At 61.4% G+C, this 18,956-nt stretch carries 15 protein-coding genes; 9 read left to right on the top strand and 6 right to left on the bottom strand.

The features are described from left to right. The first annotated feature begins 261 nt into the window (after nt 1–261). The 8 genes from FNU76_RS23260 (at nt 262) to FNU76_RS23225 (ending at nt 7,109) form a co-directional block, all read left to right on the top strand. Nucleotides 262–1,989 (top strand): TadA family conjugal transfer-associated ATPase, encoded by a 1,728-nt coding sequence (locus FNU76_RS23260; protein WP_144280412.1) that lies wholly within the window; start codon nt 262–264, stop codon nt 1,987–1,989. Beyond that, the gene (locus tag FNU76_RS23255) at nt 1,986–2,834 is read left to right on the top strand and encodes a type II secretion system F family protein (protein ID WP_144280411.1); all 849 of its coding nucleotides are present in this window, start codon (nt 1,986–1,988) and stop codon (nt 2,832–2,834) included. The genes FNU76_RS23260 and FNU76_RS23255 overlap by 4 nt, the downstream gene beginning before the upstream one ends. Next, nucleotides 2,831–3,712 (top strand): type II secretion system F family protein, encoded by an 882-nt coding sequence (locus FNU76_RS23250; RefSeq protein WP_144280410.1) that lies wholly within the window; start codon nt 2,831–2,833, stop codon nt 3,710–3,712. Before FNU76_RS23255 ends, FNU76_RS23250 begins: the two co-directional genes overlap by 4 nt. After that, nucleotides 3,712–4,059, top strand: a complete 348-nt coding sequence (locus FNU76_RS23245; protein ID WP_144280409.1) for a DUF192 domain-containing protein — start codon at nt 3,712–3,714, stop codon at nt 4,057–4,059. The genes FNU76_RS23250 and FNU76_RS23245 overlap by 1 nt, the downstream gene beginning before the upstream one ends. Beyond that, nucleotides 4,056–4,499 (top strand): tetratricopeptide repeat protein, encoded by a 444-nt coding sequence (locus tag FNU76_RS23240; RefSeq protein ID WP_144280408.1) that lies wholly within the window; start codon nt 4,056–4,058, stop codon nt 4,497–4,499. The genes FNU76_RS23245 and FNU76_RS23240 overlap by 4 nt, the downstream gene beginning before the upstream one ends. Nucleotides 4,500–4,576: 77 nt before the next feature. Next, nucleotides 4,577–5,272, top strand: coding sequence for a TadE/TadG family type IV pilus assembly protein (locus FNU76_RS23235; protein ID WP_179958263.1), 696 nt, complete (start codon nt 4,577–4,579; stop codon nt 5,270–5,272). Next, nucleotides 5,269–5,853, top strand: a complete 585-nt coding sequence (locus tag FNU76_RS23230; protein WP_179958262.1) for a DUF805 domain-containing protein — start codon at nt 5,269–5,271, stop codon at nt 5,851–5,853. Before FNU76_RS23235 ends, FNU76_RS23230 begins: the two co-directional genes overlap by 4 nt. Before the next feature lie 101 nt (nt 5,854–5,954). Further along, the gene (locus FNU76_RS23225) at nt 5,955–7,109 is read left to right on the top strand and encodes a hypothetical protein (protein WP_144280405.1); all 1,155 of its coding nucleotides are present in this window, start codon (nt 5,955–5,957) and stop codon (nt 7,107–7,109) included. 157 nt (nt 7,110–7,266) lie between these two features. Here FNU76_RS23225 and FNU76_RS23220 read toward each other — a convergent pair whose 3' ends face one another. From FNU76_RS23220 to FNU76_RS23195, 6 genes are all read right to left on the bottom strand, one after another. After that, nucleotides 7,267–7,848 (bottom strand): TerD family protein, encoded by a 582-nt coding sequence (locus FNU76_RS23220; RefSeq protein WP_144280404.1) that lies wholly within the window; start codon nt 7,846–7,848, stop codon nt 7,267–7,269. A 15-nt stretch (nt 7,849–7,863) separates the two neighbouring features. Continuing rightward, a complete protein-coding gene (locus FNU76_RS23215; protein ID WP_144280403.1) occupies nt 7,864–8,442 on the bottom strand; it encodes a TerD family protein in 579 nt (192 codons plus the stop codon). 16 nt (nt 8,443–8,458) lie between these two features. Further along, nucleotides 8,459–9,031: a TerD family protein gene (locus tag FNU76_RS23210; protein WP_144280402.1), complete on the bottom strand. Its 573-nt coding sequence runs from the start codon at nt 9,029–9,031 to the stop codon at nt 8,459–8,461. Nucleotides 9,032–9,042: 11 nt separating this feature from the next. Continuing rightward, complete coding sequence (locus tag FNU76_RS23205) at nt 9,043–10,056, bottom strand: DUF475 domain-containing protein (RefSeq protein ID WP_144280401.1); 1,014 nt, start codon at nt 10,054–10,056, stop codon at nt 9,043–9,045. Between the two features lie 74 nt (nt 10,057–10,130). Further along, nucleotides 10,131–11,336 (bottom strand): toxic anion resistance protein, encoded by a 1,206-nt coding sequence (locus FNU76_RS23200; RefSeq protein ID WP_179958261.1) that lies wholly within the window; start codon nt 11,334–11,336, stop codon nt 10,131–10,133. A 103-nt stretch (nt 11,337–11,439) separates the two neighbouring features. After that, nucleotides 11,440–12,660, bottom strand: a complete 1,221-nt coding sequence (locus FNU76_RS23195; RefSeq protein ID WP_144280399.1) for a toxic anion resistance protein — start codon at nt 12,658–12,660, stop codon at nt 11,440–11,442. A gap of 988 nt (nt 12,661–13,648) precedes the next feature. Between FNU76_RS23195 and FNU76_RS23190 the strand changes: the two genes are divergently transcribed. After that, complete coding sequence (locus tag FNU76_RS23190; protein WP_223879158.1) at nt 13,649–18,757, top strand: calcium-binding protein; 5,109 nt, start codon at nt 13,649–13,651, stop codon at nt 18,755–18,757. Nucleotides 18,758–18,956 lie beyond the last annotated feature (199 nt).

Raw genomic sequence — 18,956 nt, 5'->3', positions numbered from 1 at the left:
TACTCAAGCTGCGGCTCATCACCCGGCAATACCCGTAAAGGGTAGGCCGTAGTTGTACGGCGCTAACGCGCCAACAACTACGCACAGCCGGGTGCGGGCGGACCGTGATAAATCAACGATTCCCTCGCTGTTTTATCCCACTCCCCCCGCCCTCGCCGCCGCGAGGGAGCCTCGCTTTCGCTCGTTAGCGCATTAGAGTCAGTGTATCCATAGGTTGGACTTGTTGGCAGCCCACGATACTTTTCCAGGCAGAGTGTTCCCATGCTGAGCGTTTCGGTAACCACCCCCCGCGGGGCTGAAACTATCGTCGAATGCACGATAGACAGTTGCACCATCGGCAAGAGCGACGAGAACCTGATCATTTTGCAGGGTTGGTCGATCGCCAAGCGGCACGCCGCCATCCATCGCCGCGCCGATGGCGTGCATGTGGAGAATCTGGACCCCAAGGGCGCCACCGAGGTCGAAGGCCGGCCGGTGAGCCTGTATGGCCCGCTCAAGCCGGGCGAGCGCATCCATATCTGCGGCTACCAATTGCAGGTGCTGGATCTGGAGGCCGCCAGCCCGCCGCCCCCGGCACCGGTATATGCCGCGCCGGTCGATGCCGCGCCGGCCGCTGCCGAGCCAGTCGCTACGGCACCGGTCGAAGCGGCCGTGGCGGTCGCGACGGCGTCCGAAAGCGAGGTGGCGGTGCCGGTCGACGTGGCCCGCCAACAGGTATGGATAGGCTTGCTCAAACGCACCCATACCGAGCTGATCAAACAGATGGACCTGCGCCGTATCGATGTCGCCAGTCAAAGCGAGGACGAGCTGCGCCGCAACACCGGGGTGATGCTGGAAGAGATCGTTCGCCACGACAAGACCATCCCGGCCGATTTCGACCGCGCCCTCCTGGTCAAGCAGGTGCAGGACGAGGTAGTGGGATTGGGGCCGCTGGAAGATCTGCTGGCCGACGATGCGGTGACCGAAATCATGGTCAACCGCTTTGACGAGATCTTTATCGAGCGGCGCGGCCGCTTGATGAAGTCGGGCATTACCTTTACCTCGGACCAGGCCGTGATCAGCGCCATCGAGCGCATCGTGACGCCCTTGGGACGGCGCATCGATGAATCGTCGCCCATGGTGGACGCCCGCCTCAAGGACGGTTCGCGGGTCAATGCGGTGATTCCGCCGCTGGCGCTCAAGGGCGCCAATATCACCATTCGCAAATTCGCCAAGAGCAAGCTGCACGGCGAGGACCTGATCAAGTTCGGCTCCATGACGGCCACCATGCTGGCCTTTCTGCGGACCATCGTGGAGCAGAAGTCCAATATCATCATTTCCGGCGGTACCGGTTCGGGCAAGACCACCTTGCTCAATGTGCTATCGAACTATATCCCCGACGATGAACGCATCGTCACGGTCGAGGACGCCGCCGAGCTGAAATTATCCCAACCGAACCTGGTCGGACTGGAGTCGCGGCCGGCCAATGCGGAAGGGAAGGGCGCCGTACCGATCCGCGACCTGGTGAAGAACTGCCTGCGCATGCGGCCCGACCGCATCGTGGTGGGCGAGTGCCGGGGCGGCGAGGCGCTGGATATGCTGACCGCCATGAACACCGGCCACGACGGTTCGCTCACCACCGCCCACGCCAATACGCCCCGCGATTGCCTGGCCCGGGTCGAAGTGATGGTGATGATGGCCGGGCTGGACTTGCCCATCCGGGCCATACGCGAGCAGATCTCCTCGGCGGTCCGCTTTATCGTGCAGCAGAACCGTTTCTCCTGCGGCTCGCGCAAGGTCACCCATGTCACCGAGATCACCGGCATGGAGGGCGATATGATCCAGTTGCAGGATATCTTCCTGTACAAGCAGGAGGGCTTCGGCGCCGACGGCAAGGTCAAGGGCCGCCATATCGCCACCGGCGCGGTACCGGACTTCTACCAGGACCTGGCGGCACGCGGCCTGGATGTCGATCTCAGCATCTTTCAGGGCTCGGAGGGACGACGGTGACCTACGGACTGCTGCTCGGGCTGATCTTCCTGTTCGCCCTGATCACTGCCTGGCTGATCTTCAAGGCCTTGCAGAACTATCTTAGCCGCCAGCGGGCCAGCTACGAGCGTACGGCCGCCACCACGCTGGCCGATATGTTCATCTTCCTCGATCCGCAGAAGATGTTCCGCTACAACGTGGCGGTCACCTGCATCCTGCCGCCGCTGGTGTGGCTGCTGACCGACAATCCCATCTTCGCCATCTTTACCCTGGTGGGTTCGGTGTTCCTGCCCAAATGGTATGTCGGATTTCTGGCGCGCCGCCGGCTCAAGCGGCTGGAGCAGCAGTTGCCGGATGCCTTGCTGATGGTGTCGGGCGCCATGCGGGCCGGCGCCAGCCTGAATGTGTCCCTGGAGTCCATGGTCAAGGAATCCAAGCCGCCGGTCAGCCAGGAGTTCGATCTGATGATGCGGGAACAGCGCTTGGGTGTGGATTTCGACACGGCGCTGCAGAACATGGAAAAGCGTAATCCGCAGCAGGATTTCCAGCTGGTGGTGTCGGCCATGCGCATCTCCAAGGAGGTGGGCGGCAATCTGGCCGAGATCCTGGAGTCGCTGGCCTCCACGCTGCGGCAGAAAGCCATCATGGAGGGCAAGATCCGCAGCCTGACCGCGCAGGGCAAGGCGCAGGGCGTGATCATGACCGGCCTGCCGCTGCTGATGATAGTCGCGCTACGGGCCATCGAGCCCACCGCGATGGCCCCTTTGTTCAACACCTGGATAGGCTATGGCACGCTGACGGTGATCTTCCTGATGGAAGCGGTCGGCTACTGGTTTATCCGCAAGATCACGACCATAGACGTATGACGACCCTAATCGGACTCCTGATCGGCTCGCTGGTAGGCGTCAGCATCCTGCTGCTGTTCTACAGCATGTCGCAGCTCAAGCGCGAGGTGCCGGACGAGGATAGAGCCTATATGGACTCCTTGCCGCCCATGCTCAAGCTGATCTGGCCGGTGATCAATTTCATCGAGTACCACTTTACCGCGCGCTTCCCGCCCGACCTGCTGGAACGGGCGCACAAATCGCTGCGTGAAACCGGCGTGGGTTACCTGATGAGCGCCGAACAGTACTATGCCTTGCGCCTGTTTTCGGCGGGTGCCGCGGCCGGGCTGACCTTGTTCTGCATTGCCGCCCTGCATGCCACGGCCTACCACTGGGCCTTGATCGTCGGCGTGGTGGGCTATTTCTATCCGCTGCTGTGGCTGTCCGATGTACGCAAGAAACGGCGCAAGGAAGTGCTCAAGTCCTTGCCGGTCTATCTGGATTTCATCACCCTGGGGGTGGAAGCCGGTCTCAATCTGACGGGTGCCATCAAGCAATCGATGGAAAAGGGGCCCTTGGGTGCGTTGCGGCATGAGTTCTATATGGTGGTGCGCGATCTGCGCGCCGGGGTGCCGCGCGCCGATGCTTTGCGGCGCATGGAGGCGAGGCTCGATATGCAGGAGATCACCGCCTTCGTCGGCGCGGTGATCCAGGCCGAGAAGATGGGGGCACGGCTGGGCCAGGTCCTGCGCGCGCAGGCCGAACAGCGCCGCATCGAACGCTTTCAGCGTGCCGAGAAGCTGGCCATGGAAGCGCCGGTCAAACTGATCCTGCCGCTGATCATGTTTATCTTCCCGGTCACCTTTATCGTGCTGGCCTTTCCCATCGTCATGAAATTCATGCAGGAAGGCATGCTCTGATGCGCTGCCACAGCGCCTGGTCGGGCGCGCAACGCCGTATCGAGCGGGTCTGGCTGGCCGAGACAGCCACCGAGCGCATGCAGGGCCTGCTGGGTCGGCCGCCGCTTGGCGAGAATGAAGCGATGTTGCTTAAACCCTGTCGCTTGGTGCATACCCTGGGTATGGCTTACCCGCTCGACCTGGTTTTCCTGGATCGGCACGGCAGGGTGCGCAAGCTGGTCCAGGCGCTGCGGCCGGCACGGCTGGCCGGTTGCCTGGCGGCCCAATCCACCCTTGAACTCGCCGCCGGCCGGATCGCCGCGCTGGGGCTGGTGCTGGGCGATGTCATCGAATTGAGGCCGGCATGACTTTCTCCTTCCGGCCCTTGCTCGGCCTGCTGGCATTGGCCGGTTGCGCCACTTCGCCCATCACGGGGCAGGGCGATGTCTATTCGATGCAGCGCGAGGCCGACGCGGCCTATCGTAGCGGCGACGACAGCCAGGGCGAGCGCTTGCTGCAAGGCGTGCTGCGGCTTGCGCCCAACGATGCCGAAAGCTGGTTCCGCCTCGGCAACCTCTATGCCCGCTCGGACCGTCCCGAGCAGGCGCTGGATGCCTACCAGCGCTGCCTGATGCTGCAGCCGGGCGATTCGCGCGCCTGGCACAACCTGGGCGTGGTCCGGTTGCGGCAAACCTCGGCCGCGCTGGCACAGGCGCATGCACTGGCGGGTGACGACGAGGCGCTGCGCGGCAAGACCGCCCGTATGCTGGAATTGCTGCAACAGGCGCAGAAAGCGGATAAGCCATGAGCGGGCCTGGCCATCCCTGTCGGTTGAGGCCCCCACGGCGGGCGTTGCCGCGGCGGGCGCTCCCGCATGGGCAGGCCATGCCGGAGTTTCTCTACGCCTTGCCCATCCTGTTGCTGCTGAGCATGGGCGCGGTGCAGCTGGGTTTTATCTACCAAGCCAAACTCACCCTCAACTACGCCGCCGGCGTCGGTGCGCGCGAAGGTATCCTGCGCAATGGCAGCATGAATGCGGTACTGGATGGCTTGGAAGCAGGCCTGACACCGCTGTTCGCGCATAGCCTGGGTGCGCCGCGCGATATGGAGATGCTGAAGAATGCCCGCCGAGCCGCCCACACCCTGCTGGCGGACAAGCGCCTGGCACGGGTCACCATCGTCAACCCCAGCCAGGCGGTCTTTACTGCCCACAGCGGCGATTCGGAGGCCGGCGACGCCATCCCCAACGACAACCTGATGTATCGCGATGAGGGCGCCAAAGGCGGACTGAGCGTGCAGGATGCCAATCTGCTCAAGGTGCATGTGCGTATTTGCTACCGCTTGTTCGTACCCATCATCAACAAGTTGATCTACAACATGGCCGTCGATCCGCCCGGCGGCACGCCGGCCGTCAGCAGCGATGCGCCCGGCATGCTGCGCAGCCTGGGCGGCGGGTCCACCACCCGGCCCTGCACGGACAGGCCGTCCACCAGCGATTACTACCTGCCGATCGAGTCCGAAGCCGTGATGCGTATGCAGTCGCCCTTCAAGCACCCGGGCAAGTGGGTGGCGCCGACGTGAGCGAAAGCCTGGCCGACCCGCTTTTGGCCGACCGCCCGCAGCGGCGCCGGCTACCTTGGCCCAGCGGCCGTGTCGGCCGTATCCGCTATATTGCCCGCGCCCTGGGCCTGACCATACTCTGCGCCACGCTGTTTTCCCTGCTGGCCACTTTTTTGATCGCCAGCACGAGTCCGCCAGTGGGGCTGCCTATTCTTAATTTGGCGCGTATCGTGCTATTCGGCGTGGTACTGCCGGCCGGTTTGCTGTTCTGGTCCATCGAGCGGGTGCATGATATGGGTTGGCCGGGCTGGAGCGCCGTGCTTCTGCTGGCCTTCGGCTGGCTGGCGCCGCAGTTGGCCGTGTGGGGTGGGGCGCTGAAGCTGCTGCACCTGCTGAACTTGCTGCTATGGGTCTGGCCGGGACAGCGCCGGGAGAATCGTTTCGGTCCCGAACCGGCGCCGGCGAGCTTGGCCATCACGCTGTTGGTGGCCGTGGCGATCACTTGCCTGCTGCTGTTTTCCGGCTATAGCCGCCTGAATGGCCCGCATCTACCGCCCAAGCCGGTCAAGCCTGGCCCCGTCATGCCTATCTATCCGGATTGAAATTGCGTGGTTCGGACGCTTTTTTATCGGCTTTTATGTTGAATTATCTGGCGCTACATAATTTATGTGGCGTAACATAATCGAACATAAAAGGACGCGCCATGACCCATGCCTCATTCTCATTCAAGCGGCCGCAACTCGCTGCGGCACTCTGCGACAGCCTGGAAGGGAAGGGCATCGCCAATAGCCGTTCCGGCTTGTTCCTGGCGGCACCGCGCCGAGTAGGCAAGAGCACCTTCCTGAAGGGCGAGCTGGTGCCTGCCGGCAACGCACGTCAGTGGGTGACCGTCTATGTCGATCTATGGGCCAACCGCGAGGCCGACCCCGCCGAGCTGATCGCCGAGGCGATCAAGACCCGCATCGCCGATTACCAAGGCAAGATCACCAAGCTGGCCAAGGCCGTCAAGCTCGACAAGATCATGTTGATGGGCACCCTGGTGCTGGATTTCAATCGCCCCGGCCTGCCGCCCAGCATGACCCTGGCCGATGCCATCAAGGTGCTGCATAGCCTGGCCGACCAGCCGGTGTTGCTGATCGTGGATGAGGCGCAGCACGCACTGACCACCCCGGCCGGGCTCAATGCCATGTTCGGCCTGAAGTCGGCGCGGGACCAGCTGAATTCGAACGACCTTGCGCCGGCACTGATGCTGGTGTTTACCGGCTCGAACCGCGACAAATTGGCGCATCTCGTCCTGAAAAAGGACCAACCCTTCTTTGGTAGCGATGTCACGCCTTTCCCCCTGCTGAACCGTGCCTATACCGATGCCTTTACCGACTGGGCCAATGCCAGCCTGGCCGCCGACAACCAGTTTGGCAAGGATGGCGTCTGGAGCGCGTTCAAGCTGGTGGGGCACCGTCCGGAAATCCTCAACGAGATGGCGGGCCGCATCGCCCTGGGCGGCGAGGCCGCCAATTTTTCCGGGCTGCTGGAGCAGAACGCCGAGCTGTGGCATGGGCGGATATGGGACGAGTTCGAGAGCGAATTCAATACCCTCACCGAACTGCAAAAGGCGGTGTTGACCGCCCTGGTGGAAAAAGGCCGGGCCTGGTCTCCCTTCAATGAGGACTCCATGACGCGCTATGCCGAAATCACCAGGCAGAAGGAAGTTTCGACCGCCTCGGTGCAAACGGCCATTGCCGGCCTGCGCGAGCGCGGGTTTATCTGGCAATCGGGCCGGGGCGCCTATGCGCTGGAGGACGAGAGCTTTGCCGAGTGGTTTCGGCACGGCGGCGCGGGTGAAAAAGTATCAGGCTGAACAGATCGGCTCGCTGCATCCCGCTTCTCCCGGAGCATTTACGCCATGCTGGCAAACGGCAGATGCGGGATCGCTGCTCTGCAGCCTGCATGGGTACCTGTGCAGGGATAGCTGCAACGAGCTTCTCTATTTGACTTGCACTATCGATTTCCCCACGTCACTGATATCCCGCCACGAAATCCCCCAAGGTCAGGCGATAGCCGGCGCCCACCGCCTTGAAGTGCCACTCGCCATCCTTGCGATATAGCGAGCCGAACTGCACGGCGGTTTCACTGGCGAAGGTGGCATCCAGATCGTAGCCTGCCACCAGGGCGCCGGTGACGTCGTCGTAGAGGCGGATAAAGGCATTGCGTACCAGCCCGAAGTTCTGCCGTCGCTCCGGCGCCTCATGGAGGGTGACCACAAAGGAGATCTCCATGGCCGTTCCTTCCAGCAAGCCGAAATCGACGGTGAGCACTTCATCGTCGCCGTTGCCCTTGCCGGTACGGTTGTCGCCGGTGTGCGCCACCGAGCCATTGGGTGTTTTCAGGTTGTTGTAAAACACCAGGTGCTCGTCGGACAGCAGCTTGGGCTCGCCGGCGCCGTTCAAACCGCAAACAAAGGCCGATACGTCCAGGTCGAAGGGGTGGCCGTTAACCAGTTCGGGCGTATCCCAACCCAGTCCGACCCGCACCCGTTTGAGGGCAGGGGCGGACTTGGCTAGGTTGATGCCCTGGCCCTTGGAAAGCGAGATAGCCATGGGGCGCCCCGCCGCTTACTGGTAGCCGGCGACGAAATCGCCCAGGGTGAGGCGGTAGCCCGCGCCGACCGCCTTGAAATGCCACTGCCCTTCCTTGCGGTAGAGCGAACCGAACTGCACGGCCGTCTCGCTGGAGAAGGTGGCGTCCAGGTCGTAGCCCGCCACTTCGACGCCGGTGGCATCGTCATACAGCTTGATATAGGCGTTCTGGATCTGGCCGAAATTCTGGCCCCGCTCGGCACCTTCGTGGATGGTGACGATAAAGGAGATCTCGGCCGCGTCCGCCTCGATCTTGCCCAGGTCGACCAGCACGGTTTCGTCATCGCCTTCACCGGCGCCGGTGCGGTTGTCGCCCTTGTGCTGGACAGCGCCATTGGGGGTGCTGAGATTGTTGAAGAAAATCAGGTGGCTGTCGGACATCAGCTTGGGTTCGCCGGCGCCGTTGAGTGCGCAGACGAAAACCGAACAGTCGATATCGAATTCCGGACCGCTATTGGATTTGCGGTCCCAGCCCAGGCCCATGCGGATACGGCTGAGGGTAGGTGCGGTTTTGGTCAGGTTGATGCCCTGGCCCTTGGTCAGATTGATCGCCATTGCTGAGTTCTCCGGTTCAAAACAGTTTTTCGATATCGCCGCGCATGTCCTGCCAGGTGCGGCCATTGGCAGGCTGGCCGACGGCGGTGCAATGCCAGTCGCCATCCGCGCCGCGGCTGACCTTCATCAGGATCAAGCCGGTGTGGCTGCCGCTGGCATCGTCGCCGAGGGCATAGCGCGCCACTTCCACGCCGCGGTCGTTCACGACCCGGCAGTAAGCGTTCTTGATACGGTCGAATTTCTGGCCGGTGAAGCTATTCACGGTAAATACCAGGTGCTGCACGCTGGGAGACAGCTTGTCGAACTGGACCTGGATGGTCTCGTCATCCCCGCCACCCGCGCCGGTACGGTTGTCGCCGGAATGGCGGATCGAGCCGTCCACCGTATTCAGCCTACGGAACCAGATCGCCTCGCATTGCTGCCGGTCGTCGAACATCAGGCAGGACGCATCCAGGTCGATATCGCCGGAGAACACGCTGAGCAGGCCGCCCTTGGTATCCCAGCCCAGTCCCATGGTGACGGCCGTCAGCGCGGATTTGTTTTCCTTGGTGAGGTTGATGGTCTGCTTTTTGGTCAGATTGATGGACATTGCCGTACTCCTCAAGCGGGGGTGAGCCGGTTGTGACGAATGGAGGACCACATGGCCAGGCCAATGAAACCGGCGCCAATCAGGCCCGTCACGACCTCCGAAATCTCGTGGAAGGTGCCGATGAACATAATGGTGGCCAGCGCGCCGATGGCATAGAAGGCACCGTGTTCCAGATAGCGGAATTGGTCCAGCGTGCCTTTCTCGACGAACATGATGGTGAGCGAGCGCACGAACATGGCGCCGATGCCCAGGCCGATGGCGATGATGAAGATATTATTGGAAAGCGCGAAGGCGCCGATCACGCCGTCGAAACTGAAGCTGGCGTCCAGCACTTCCAGGTAGAGGAAGGCCGACAAGCCGGTGCGGGCCACCACGCCGGCATCGCCCGGCTGTTCGGTTTCCAGTAGCGCGGCAAAGCCGTCCACCACGATATAGGTGACCAGTCCGGCCACGGCCGACAGCACGAAGGGCAGCTGCTCGTGCGCATGCACCAGGGTGGAGATGCCATAGATGGCGGCCAGGCAGACCGCGATCTGGATCGATTCCATCTTGCCCAGCTTGCTGAGCGGCGCCTCGATCAGGCGCACCCAATGCACATCCTTTTCCTTGTCCAGGAAGAACTTGAGGAACACCATCAGCAGAAAGGCGCCGCCGAAACCCGCCACCACCACATGCGCCGAGGTCAGCGCGGCTGCGTACTTGTCCGGTTGGCTCACTGCCATCATCAAGGCGGCCCAGGGGCTGAGATGGGCGATCACGGCAACGATCAATACCGGAAATACCACCCGCATCCCGAATACCGCGATCAGCATGCCCCAGGTCATGAAGCGATGGCGCCATTTGTCATCCATGTCCTTCAGCACGGTGGCGTTGACCACGGCATTGTCGAAGGACAGCGAGACTTCCAGTACCGACAGGATGGCGGCGATAAAGGCCGCCTTGGGACCGCCGACGTAGAAAGCGAGCACCAGTCCCGCCACGGTGGCGAAGATGGAACCCTTGAAATATTTGAACAGCGTGGCCATGGGCCTCCCTGAAAAGGTTGAAATTTATCGTTATAAGCGGGCTGGGCTCGGCATAAGCGCCGTCCTTGCCCAGACTACATCTTGCCGGCTAGCTTGGTGACCAGCTCTTGTTTGATCTGCTCCATCTTGCCGGCCGCCTCGGCGCGCTTGCGTTCGCCATCCTGCTGGATCTGGGCGACTTCCTCGAAGGTGGAGATCAGCGATTGCTGCACGGCCTCCAGGGTTTCGATATCGACAATGGCGCGCTGGTTGGCGCGGGCCGTCCCGACCGAGTTCTGGTGTAGCAGCTCGGCGTTCTTCTTAAGGAAGTCATTGGTGGCATCGTCGATCTTGGTGGCCAGCGCAACCGACTTCTGCTGCTCCATCAGGGCGATGGCCAAGGTGAACTGCTTCTTCCAGGCGGGGATGGTCAGCGCCTTGATATTGTGGAATTTCTCCACCAGGGCCTGATTGTTCGACTGCACCATGCGTATCATCGGCGCGGTCTGCACCGCGATGGTCTGCATCACCTTCAGATCGTGCACACGCTTTTCCAGGCGCTGCAACACCGCCTGGTAGTCATTGATCTCCTGCGCCTTGATCGGGTCGGATGCGGCGGGGCTGAGCTTCATCTCGGCCAGGATATTGCGCATCTCGCCCAGCTTGATATCGCCGGCGATGATGTGATTGGACAAGCCGTAGTACTCCTGCACATTCAGCTTGTAGACCTGCTCCAGGTCCTGGGTGCGCTGGTTCAGCCTCTGCTGCTGCACATCCAGTTCGGCAACGATGGTATCGATCTGGCGGGACAAAGTCTCGAAGCGGCCCAGTACCTTTTCCTTGCCCAGCTTGAAACGGTCGATCAAGCCGCCGATCAGCGGCATCTTCGAGCCTTGTTCCTTCAGGTCGGATAGATTGATGCCCTTGGCCAAGACGACGATCTCGGTCAGCTTGCCGCCCACCTCGTTCATTTGGCCGCTCTTGACCTGGCCCAGCATATCGTTGGAATACTGCGCGACCTTGTCGCCGGCATGGCGGCCGAAATCCAGTACCGCGTTGGGTTGGCGCGGGTCGAAACCAGCCAGGATCTGCCGCACCTGGCGTTCCACCTCGACCGGATCGGCGCCCGACTGCAGCAGCTCGGTGCGGCGCCGTTCGATTTCCGCCGTCACCGGATCGGCCATGGGGGCGCTGGCGGCGGGGGCGGCGTACGAAGCCGGCGGCATGGCCGCGCCGCTGTTGATGGCAGGCGCGGGATGGGCCAGGCCGGTCGGAATCAATACGCCTTCGCTGACCGGCATCGTTGCCGGCGCCACCACCACGGGCAAGGGCGGCGGGACGGCCGCGGCGGGCTGCGGGCCGGCTGGGCCTGGTCGAGCTGATGGGCTGAAACAGGTTTGAAAGTCACGATGAAAGTCGCTCCAGTTGCTCGCGCAAGCCGGCTTGCAAGTCGGCCAATTCGCCATAGAGCCGACTGTCGTCGGTGTCGGCCATGGCGAGCGCGGTGATGAATTGCTGTTTCCAGGTCGGCATGACGATTTCACTAATATCGTCGAAGCGCCCTACCATCGCAAGCAGGTTGCGCTGGCTGAGCCTGAGCTGGGGCAGGGTAAGCAGCGCCGTATGGCGCAGCAGTTTAAGGTTGTGCAGTTTGCGCTGCCATTGCTCGCCGGCATCGCGCAGTGCGTGCAGGTCTTGCCAGACAAATGGGTCGGTCACCGACTTGGCCTTCAATTCGGCCTCGCGGGCCGGCACGTCGCGGCCAATCACATCGCCCAGCTTGAGATGGGCGGCGACGACATGCACGGTAAGCTGGCCGAACAGCAGTTCATTACGCTCGAACAGCTCGCCGAACTCGCGTAAACGCAGCTTCAGCTTGGCGAGCACGGGCTGGATCGCCTTGATCTGCGCGGTAATGTCGCGGCTGGCGGTATCGAACTGCTGGCGCAGCTTGCCGCGCCTGGCTTCGCGTCCGCGCCACCAATCGCTGAGGCGGGAGGCAAACGTGCCGGGATCCAGCGCCGTTACATCCACCCGTTTGGCGGCCGCCAGGATAAGCGCGGCGGACTGGTGCAGCTGCGCCACGGTCTGGTCGGCCACCAACAAGGCCAATTGGTCCTGCAGCTGCCGCATCAATTCGGTCACTTCGGCGGCATAGCGGCTCTGATAGTGCGCATCGTCGAAATGTATTTCACCGAGGAGATTGCGGATGCGCTGCACATCGCGATCCTCCAGCACGAAGTCGTCGCAGTCGCAGGCCGGTAAGGCGCTTGCCACGGTATCGCGCCAGGCTGCATCCACCTGCTCGGCCGTGACGGCCCGCCCGGCAAAGAGCACCTGGGGCAAAACCAGCGGCGCCACCGGCTGGTTTTGCGAACTGACGCCGTGGAAGGTTCGGATCGGTGCTTCGGCGGGAGGGAGAGGGGGCGGCGTAGCAGCTTTCAGCACCAGCGCGGTCGGCGTAGGCCCTTCCGATGCCGTGGCGGTCGGCGTGCCGACCACGGACATGCCGGCGGCCGCCTTCTTCGAGGGCAGGTGATGAAATGTCTTCACCTTGCCGTCGGCCTTGCCGGGTGGCGTATCGGCGGAGCGGGGGGGATCTACGTGATGGAAAGTCTTGACCATGGAAGGAGGATGGCGAAAGGCCGCAAGTCGCTAGTTTAGCCGATTCGCATGCACTGCGTGGCGCGCGGGCGCTGGCCTGCTCCTGGCGCTGGCGGGTGATGGCCTGGGATCGGTGCGGTGTCCACGTGTGCCGCTCAATCTTAATGGTGTTGATTTTTATAGGGAAGTTCCGTATATTCCGGCCGTCCCAAGTCGAGCAAAATAAGCAATCCTTCACGCGGGCTCCCCGCCGCACATGTGCGTGAGGGCGCGGGCGTGCGCCTGAATTGCAAGGCATTGCCTTGCCAGGTTTCGACTAATACTTCATGAGCAGCTTGTTAGGAATCAAGAAAATTTTGACGAGATCAACAAAAAAATGCCATGCGGAATTATGTTTATTTACCAGTATAGGCAGCTACCCACAGCCTGATCGGCAATCATGACTCCCCTGGTGTTTATCACCACGCGCGGAACTGCCGATCTTCCGCCTGCACGCGATCAAGCCGTGCCCCTTAAAGCCTTCCGGTTGGACGCTTTCTAACAGCGTCGCCTCTTCGCCATGACTTCGCTGATGCGCACCGCGCGCCAGATCAGCGCAAGCACAATTACATTTACCAAACAGGGATAAAAAATGCCGAATTCAAACTGGAATCTCAGTGGTGGGATCTTAAAAGGCGATGCACCCGCCTGGGTCGGCTACGTGGAACCCATCCGCGCCGTCTTAATGGATAGCCTGGGTAATTACTATAAAGAAGATTATTTAGCTGTCATTCTTGCCACCTCGACAGTGGCCGTCTCTGTCGCCGAAAACGCTAAAACCGTCGAACAGCTTTTTGCGCCCATCAATGCACACCTTAGCTTGATTGGTACGGGTATCTCCCTGGGGAAAATGTACGCGGCGTACAAGGAGGACGGTACGATGCCTTCGGCCAACGATTGGATGGGCGTGGCTGGGGGGATTGTAGGGACGGTCTCCGAAGTGCTTAAGTTTAGCCAAGGGACCGCAGTTGTGCCCGCCGGACTGGCCGAAGCCGCCGTGGCAGCTTCCGCCGCGGAAATTGCCGCCGCCCTCGGGGTGTTTTTCACAGCGTATTCCATGACCGACGCGTTCATGAATACGCCGTGTGATCAGTATGACGGGAAGACACTGCAGCAATTGCTGACTGACTACCTGATGGATACGAACCATCCGCCAATGCAAGTCACGCTGGAAGACATCAATCTCGTCCGCAAGATGCATGGTCATGCTCCCTTGGAACGCATGCCAGGCGCGCCCGACTGGGACAAGGACGGCAACGGCATAATAGACGAGGACTTCCTGGAATCGACTTCGGTGCCCTCGTCCCTGCTTGCGAAGCTGTTCGGCAATCAATATATCAGCGGCAAAGTCGGCATCCACTTCAATCGCGCGCTTTCCCCCACCGCCGACCCCTTTGCCCTGGACCTGGATGGCGACGGCGTGGAAACGAATGGGGCCGACGGCAAGGTCTTGTTCGACCATGACGGCGACGGTATCAAAGCCGGCACCGGCTGGCTCAATAGCGACGATGGCTGGTTGGTACGCGATTTGAACGGCAATGGCATGATCGACAGCGGCCGTGAGCTGTTTGGCGAAGCCACCGAGGTCGGCGGTATTCGAGGGAGAGCAGGCGATGGCTTCGATGCCATCCATCACCTCGATCTCAACCGGGACGGCAAGCTCAATGCCGAGGATGCGGCTTGGCGCGAGCTGCAAGTGTGGCGCGACCTGAATCAAGACGGTACCTCGCAAGCGGGCGAGCTGTTCAGCCTGTCGCAATTCAGCATTGCCAGCATCAACACGCGGGGCGAGTTCACGAATACACGGTTGGACAACGGCAATTCCGTGCTGATCACCGGCGAGTTCACCAAGACCGACGGCAGCACCGGCATTACCAACGCACTCAATTTAGGTGCGGATTTTTTTCATGGCGAGTTCACCACCAAGTTGGAAGTCAGCGAGGAAGCCGCCAAGCTGCCGGATGTTGCCGGATCCGGCGGCGTGCGCAGCCTGCGTGAGGCAATGACGCAATCTCCCGCATTGCTGGCGCTGGTCAAGCGTTTCGCTGCCGCAGGCTCGCGGTCCGAGCAACAGGCACTATTACCGGCCGTGCTGGAAGCTTGGTCCGAGACCGCTACGCCGAATATCATGACCGGCAACTATCATGTCGCGCCGCCCACTATCGATCTCAGCGAACCGACTTATGCGGTGGTCAACTACGGCACCCGAAACGGTTATGTGGTCAACGTCGTGACACCGGTTTCGGAAATTAGCTGGGTATTGGAAAAATTGGACGTCCTGGAACGTTTCAATGGCATAGACACTGCCACGCTTGCATTTAGCCAAATCGCGGCAGGCACACGCCAACCCCTTCAAGGGCGCACCAGCGGTACAGGCGGGGGAAGCGGCACTACCGGCACTACCAGCATACCCACCGTGAATATCCCGCTGACCGAGAGAGCGGTAAATTCGCTGCTTGAATCCTATCGCACCCTCACCGACTCCGTTTTCGAGGCGCTCACGGTCCAGACCCGTCTGGCTTCCTGGCAAGATAGCCTTCAATTGGCGATCAACGAGAATGGCATCGTCTACGATTTCAGCCGCTTGCAATCGCAGCTATTGAAAGATGCCGCCGACGCACCCAAGGAAACATTCCTGGACTTCATGTCCTTTATCAATACCGTTCCTGCTGACAAATTGGCGGCAAGCGGCTGGGATTACCATTCCTTCGCCATGGACTTGGCGGAGCGATTTGATCTGAATGTGCTGAGCGGTAAGCAAGCCAAGCAGATCTTTATTGCCATGCCATCCAACCTGACGTTGGATTTCGCACAACCCGATAAGGCGCTGGAAGCCAGGAACGAAACGGGGATGGATTACATGCTCGTCGGCAGCAGCGCAGATCGGCAGGATTGGCTGACCGGCGCCAGCGGCAACGACTACCTGTTTGGCCAGGGTGGCAATGATGTGTTGATGGGCCTTGCCGGCAATGACGCCATCAGCGGCGGTGACGGCGACGATGTACTGGGCGGCGCGGAAGGTCAGGACACCTTGAACGGCGGTGCCGGCAATGACAATCTGAGCAGTGGCGAGGGTAACGACAAGCTTTACGGCGAAGACGGCGATGACTCGCTGACCGGCTATGACGGCAACGACCTGATGGACGGCGGGCTCGGCAATGATCAATTCAATGGCGGCGGCGGCGACGACACGATGCAGGGTGGCAAGGGTGACGACTACCTCCATGGCTATTCCGGTAACGATACCTATCTGTACGCGCGCGGTGACGGCGCCGATATCATCGACGACCTGGATGCCCATACGGGTGCCATGAATATGCTGCGCTTGAGCAATCTCCACCTCAGCGACCTGAAGCTGGTCTTTGACGCCCACAACGGCAAACAAGGCGCCTTGGTGCTCGACTTTGGCCAAGGCGACCGAATCACCTTGCCCGATTTCTTCGAGCGCGCAGCCTATCGGCCTGGCGATACGGGCTTGACCGCCATCCGCTTTGCCGACGGCAGGGAGGCCAAGGTATTGGACCTGTTGTGGGACCTTGGTCTCGATCTGGGCGAAACCAGCGATCGCTTTGTCCAGACCTTTGGCATGCGCATCAAAGTCCGTGGTCAGGGCGGCGATGATTCCATCACCGGTAATGACGGAGACGATAGCCTCGAAGGCGGGCAAGGCAACGACCAGTTCAATGCCGGCCAAGGTAACGACACGCTACAAGGCGGAACCGGCGACGACTATCTCTACGGCTATAACGGTGACGATACCTATCTGTTCGCCCGCGGCGACGGCGCCGACCGGATCGACGACTTCGGCACGTCGTTCGGTGCCAAGAATGTCGTGCAACTGGTCGATCTCAACCGTTCCGACCTCAGCCTGGTCTATCAGCCGGACGGCTCCCTGGCCCTGGACTTCGGCCAGGGTGACCGGATCACCGTGATCGACTTCTTCGGCCGCTACGCCGACCGCGGCGGCGACACCGGCATCTCGGCCGTACGCTTTGCCGACGGCAGCGAGGCAAGCTTGCCCACCTTGCTGACGGAACTTGGCATGAAACTGACAGCCGATGGCGATAGCTTCAGGCTGACCATTGCCAACGGTATTCGGGTAAAGGGCGAAGCCGGCAACGACTCCATTACCGGCAACGACGGCAATGATATTCTGGAAGGCGGCCTGGGCGACGATCAGTTCAATGCCGGCAATGGCGATGACACCTTGCAAGGCGGCGTCGGCAATGACTACCTCTATGGCCATTCCGGTGACGATACCTATCTGTTCGCCCGCGGTGACGGTTCCGACCGGATCGAAGACATCGGCACGCAGTACGGCGCCAAGAATATCGTGCAACTGGTCGATCTCAACCGTGCCGACCTCAGCCTGGTCTATCTGCCGGACGGCTCCCTGGCGCTGGACTTCGGCCAGGGTGACCGGATCACCGTGATCGACTTCTTTGGCCGCCTGGAAAACCGCAACGGCGACACCGGCATTTCGGCCGTGCGCTTTGCCGACGGTAGCGAAACCAGCATCACGACCCTGCTCCGCGAAATCGGCGTCAAGCTGGGCGATACCAATAATAGCTATCGCCATATATTGCCTTTCGCGATCAGGATCAACGGCGAAGCCGGCAACGATTCCATTACCGGCAATGCCGGCAATGACGTGCTGGAAGGCGGCCTGGGCGACGATCAGTTCAATGCCGGCAGTGGCGACGATACCTTGCAAGGCGGGCTCGGCAATGATTACCTGTATGGCGCCGCCGGTAGCAATACCTACCTGTTCGCCCGTGGTGACGGTGCGGATCGCGTCGACAATGTCGCGGAACAGGCGGGCGAATCGAATGTGCTGAAATTGCAGCAGCTCAATCGCAGCGAGCTGCGACTGCGTGATGTCAACGAGGGTGGACTGCGCTCCCTGGTACTCGACTTTGGGCGCGGCGACCAAGTCACCATTATCGACTTCTTCAATCGCCAGAGCGCTTGGAACAACTACACCGGCTTGTCCGCGGTCCAGTTTGCCGACGGCAACCAAGCCAGCCTGCCGGCCTTGTTGAACGAATTGGGCCTCAATACCGGCAATGCCCCGGAGAATTCCATCCAGGCGAGCCCGGAGTCCAGCCAGCTCGAAGGCGGGCCCGACAACGATGTGCTCGTCGGCGCTGCCGCTAACGACCAGCTCAAAGGCGGCTTGGGGAACGATACGCTGCGCGGGAATGGCGGCATCGATACGCTATTCGGCGAGGAAGGCGACGACTGGCTGTATGGCGGCGACGGCGACGACACCCTGCGCGGCGGCGCCGGCAACGATCGCTTGTTGGGTGAAACCGGCAATGACCTGATCGACGGCGGCTCAGGCGACAACACACTCACCGGTGGCTTGGGCCACGACTTCTATATCGTCAACAACGGCCGCGACGTGATCGTGGAGAAGGCCGGCGAAGGCAGCGACACGGTCATCACCGGCGCCAGCTACACCCTGGCCGACAACGTCGAAAACCTGACCCTGGTAGCCGGCACCGCCGCCATCAACGGCACCGGCAACGCCCTGAACAACCTGATGACCGGCAACAGCGGCGCCAACCGCATGGACGCCGGTGTGGGTAGCGATACCTATGTCCTGGCCAAGGGCGGCGGCGCCGACGTGATCCGTGACTTCGACGGCACGGCGAACAATGTCGATACCATCCAGTTCAACGATGTGAAAGCGACCGAGATCAGTGCGGTCCAACGGGTCGGCAGCAATCTGGTGCTCAAGTACGGTGCCAGCGACAAGGTGACGGTCGAGAACTACTTCGACGCCACCAATGCCGCGGCCTTCCGGATCGAACGGTTCAAGTTCAGCGACGGGGCCACCTGGTATGACAACCATATCCAGATCAAGGCGGTGACGGTTGCCGGCATGCAGGCCGGTGCAGGCCTGGGCGAAACCGCAATGCAGCGCCCTGCCATGGTTGCCTCGGTCTCGGCCGACCAGCAGCTTGCAGGACTGGTCAACGCCATGGCCGCCTTTGCGCCCACGAATGCTGCGCAGTTGCAGCATGGCTACGCCGTGGATGAGTTGCATCGGCCCATTCTGGCTGTCGGCCACTAGCCGGCTATCGGTCTACCGCAGTCAGTAAGCAGGTAGCTTGCAAACGCACCCCAAAAGTTGGAGACGACTTTTGGGGTGTTTTCATTACCGGCGCTTCTCTGAAGCAGGTGCGAATCGTACAGCCGTCGCCGCAATTTATTCGCAGGCGCTGGTTAAGTGAAGTGGATCCGCCATCGATTCCGCTATCTATGTCATCCTG

Source organism: Chitinimonas arctica, from assembly GCF_007431345.1.
Taxonomy (GTDB): Bacteria; Pseudomonadota; Gammaproteobacteria; order Burkholderiales; family Chitinimonadaceae; genus Chitinimonas; species Chitinimonas arctica.
This window is presented reverse-complemented; position numbering and strand designations above follow the sequence as displayed.

Bases quoted from the DNA above. Each gene is read 5' to 3' on its own strand.
- FNU76_RS23260 (WP_144280412.1), top strand. From the start codon at position 262: ATGCTGAGCGTTTCGGTAACCACCCCCCGCGGGGCTGAAACTATCGTC.
- FNU76_RS23250 (WP_144280410.1), top strand. From the start codon at position 2,831: ATGACGACCCTAATCGGACTCCTGATCGGCTCGCTGGTAGGCGTCAGC.
- FNU76_RS23245 (WP_144280409.1), top strand. From the start codon at position 3,712: ATGCGCTGCCACAGCGCCTGGTCGGGCGCGCAACGCCGTATCGAGCGG.
- FNU76_RS23240 (WP_144280408.1), top strand. From the start codon at position 4,056: ATGACTTTCTCCTTCCGGCCCTTGCTCGGCCTGCTGGCATTGGCCGGT.
- FNU76_RS23235 (WP_179958263.1), top strand. From the start codon at position 4,577: ATGCCGGAGTTTCTCTACGCCTTGCCCATCCTGTTGCTGCTGAGCATG.
- FNU76_RS23225 (WP_144280405.1), top strand. From the start codon at position 5,955: ATGACCCATGCCTCATTCTCATTCAAGCGGCCGCAACTCGCTGCGGCA.
- FNU76_RS23220 (WP_144280404.1), bottom strand. From the start codon at position 7,848: ATGGCTATCTCGCTTTCCAAGGGCCAGGGCATCAACCTAGCCAAGTCC.
- FNU76_RS23215 (WP_144280403.1), bottom strand. From the start codon at position 8,442: ATGGCGATCAATCTGACCAAGGGCCAGGGCATCAACCTGACCAAAACC.
- FNU76_RS23210 (WP_144280402.1), bottom strand. From the start codon at position 9,031: ATGTCCATCAATCTGACCAAAAAGCAGACCATCAACCTCACCAAGGAA.
- FNU76_RS23205 (WP_144280401.1), bottom strand. From the start codon at position 10,056: ATGGCCACGCTGTTCAAATATTTCAAGGGTTCCATCTTCGCCACCGTG.
- FNU76_RS23200 (WP_179958261.1), bottom strand. From the start codon at position 11,336: ATGCCGGTCAGCGAAGGCGTATTGATTCCGACCGGCCTGGCCCATCCC.
- FNU76_RS23195 (WP_144280399.1), bottom strand. From the start codon at position 12,660: ATGGTCAAGACTTTCCATCACGTAGATCCCCCCCGCTCCGCCGATACG.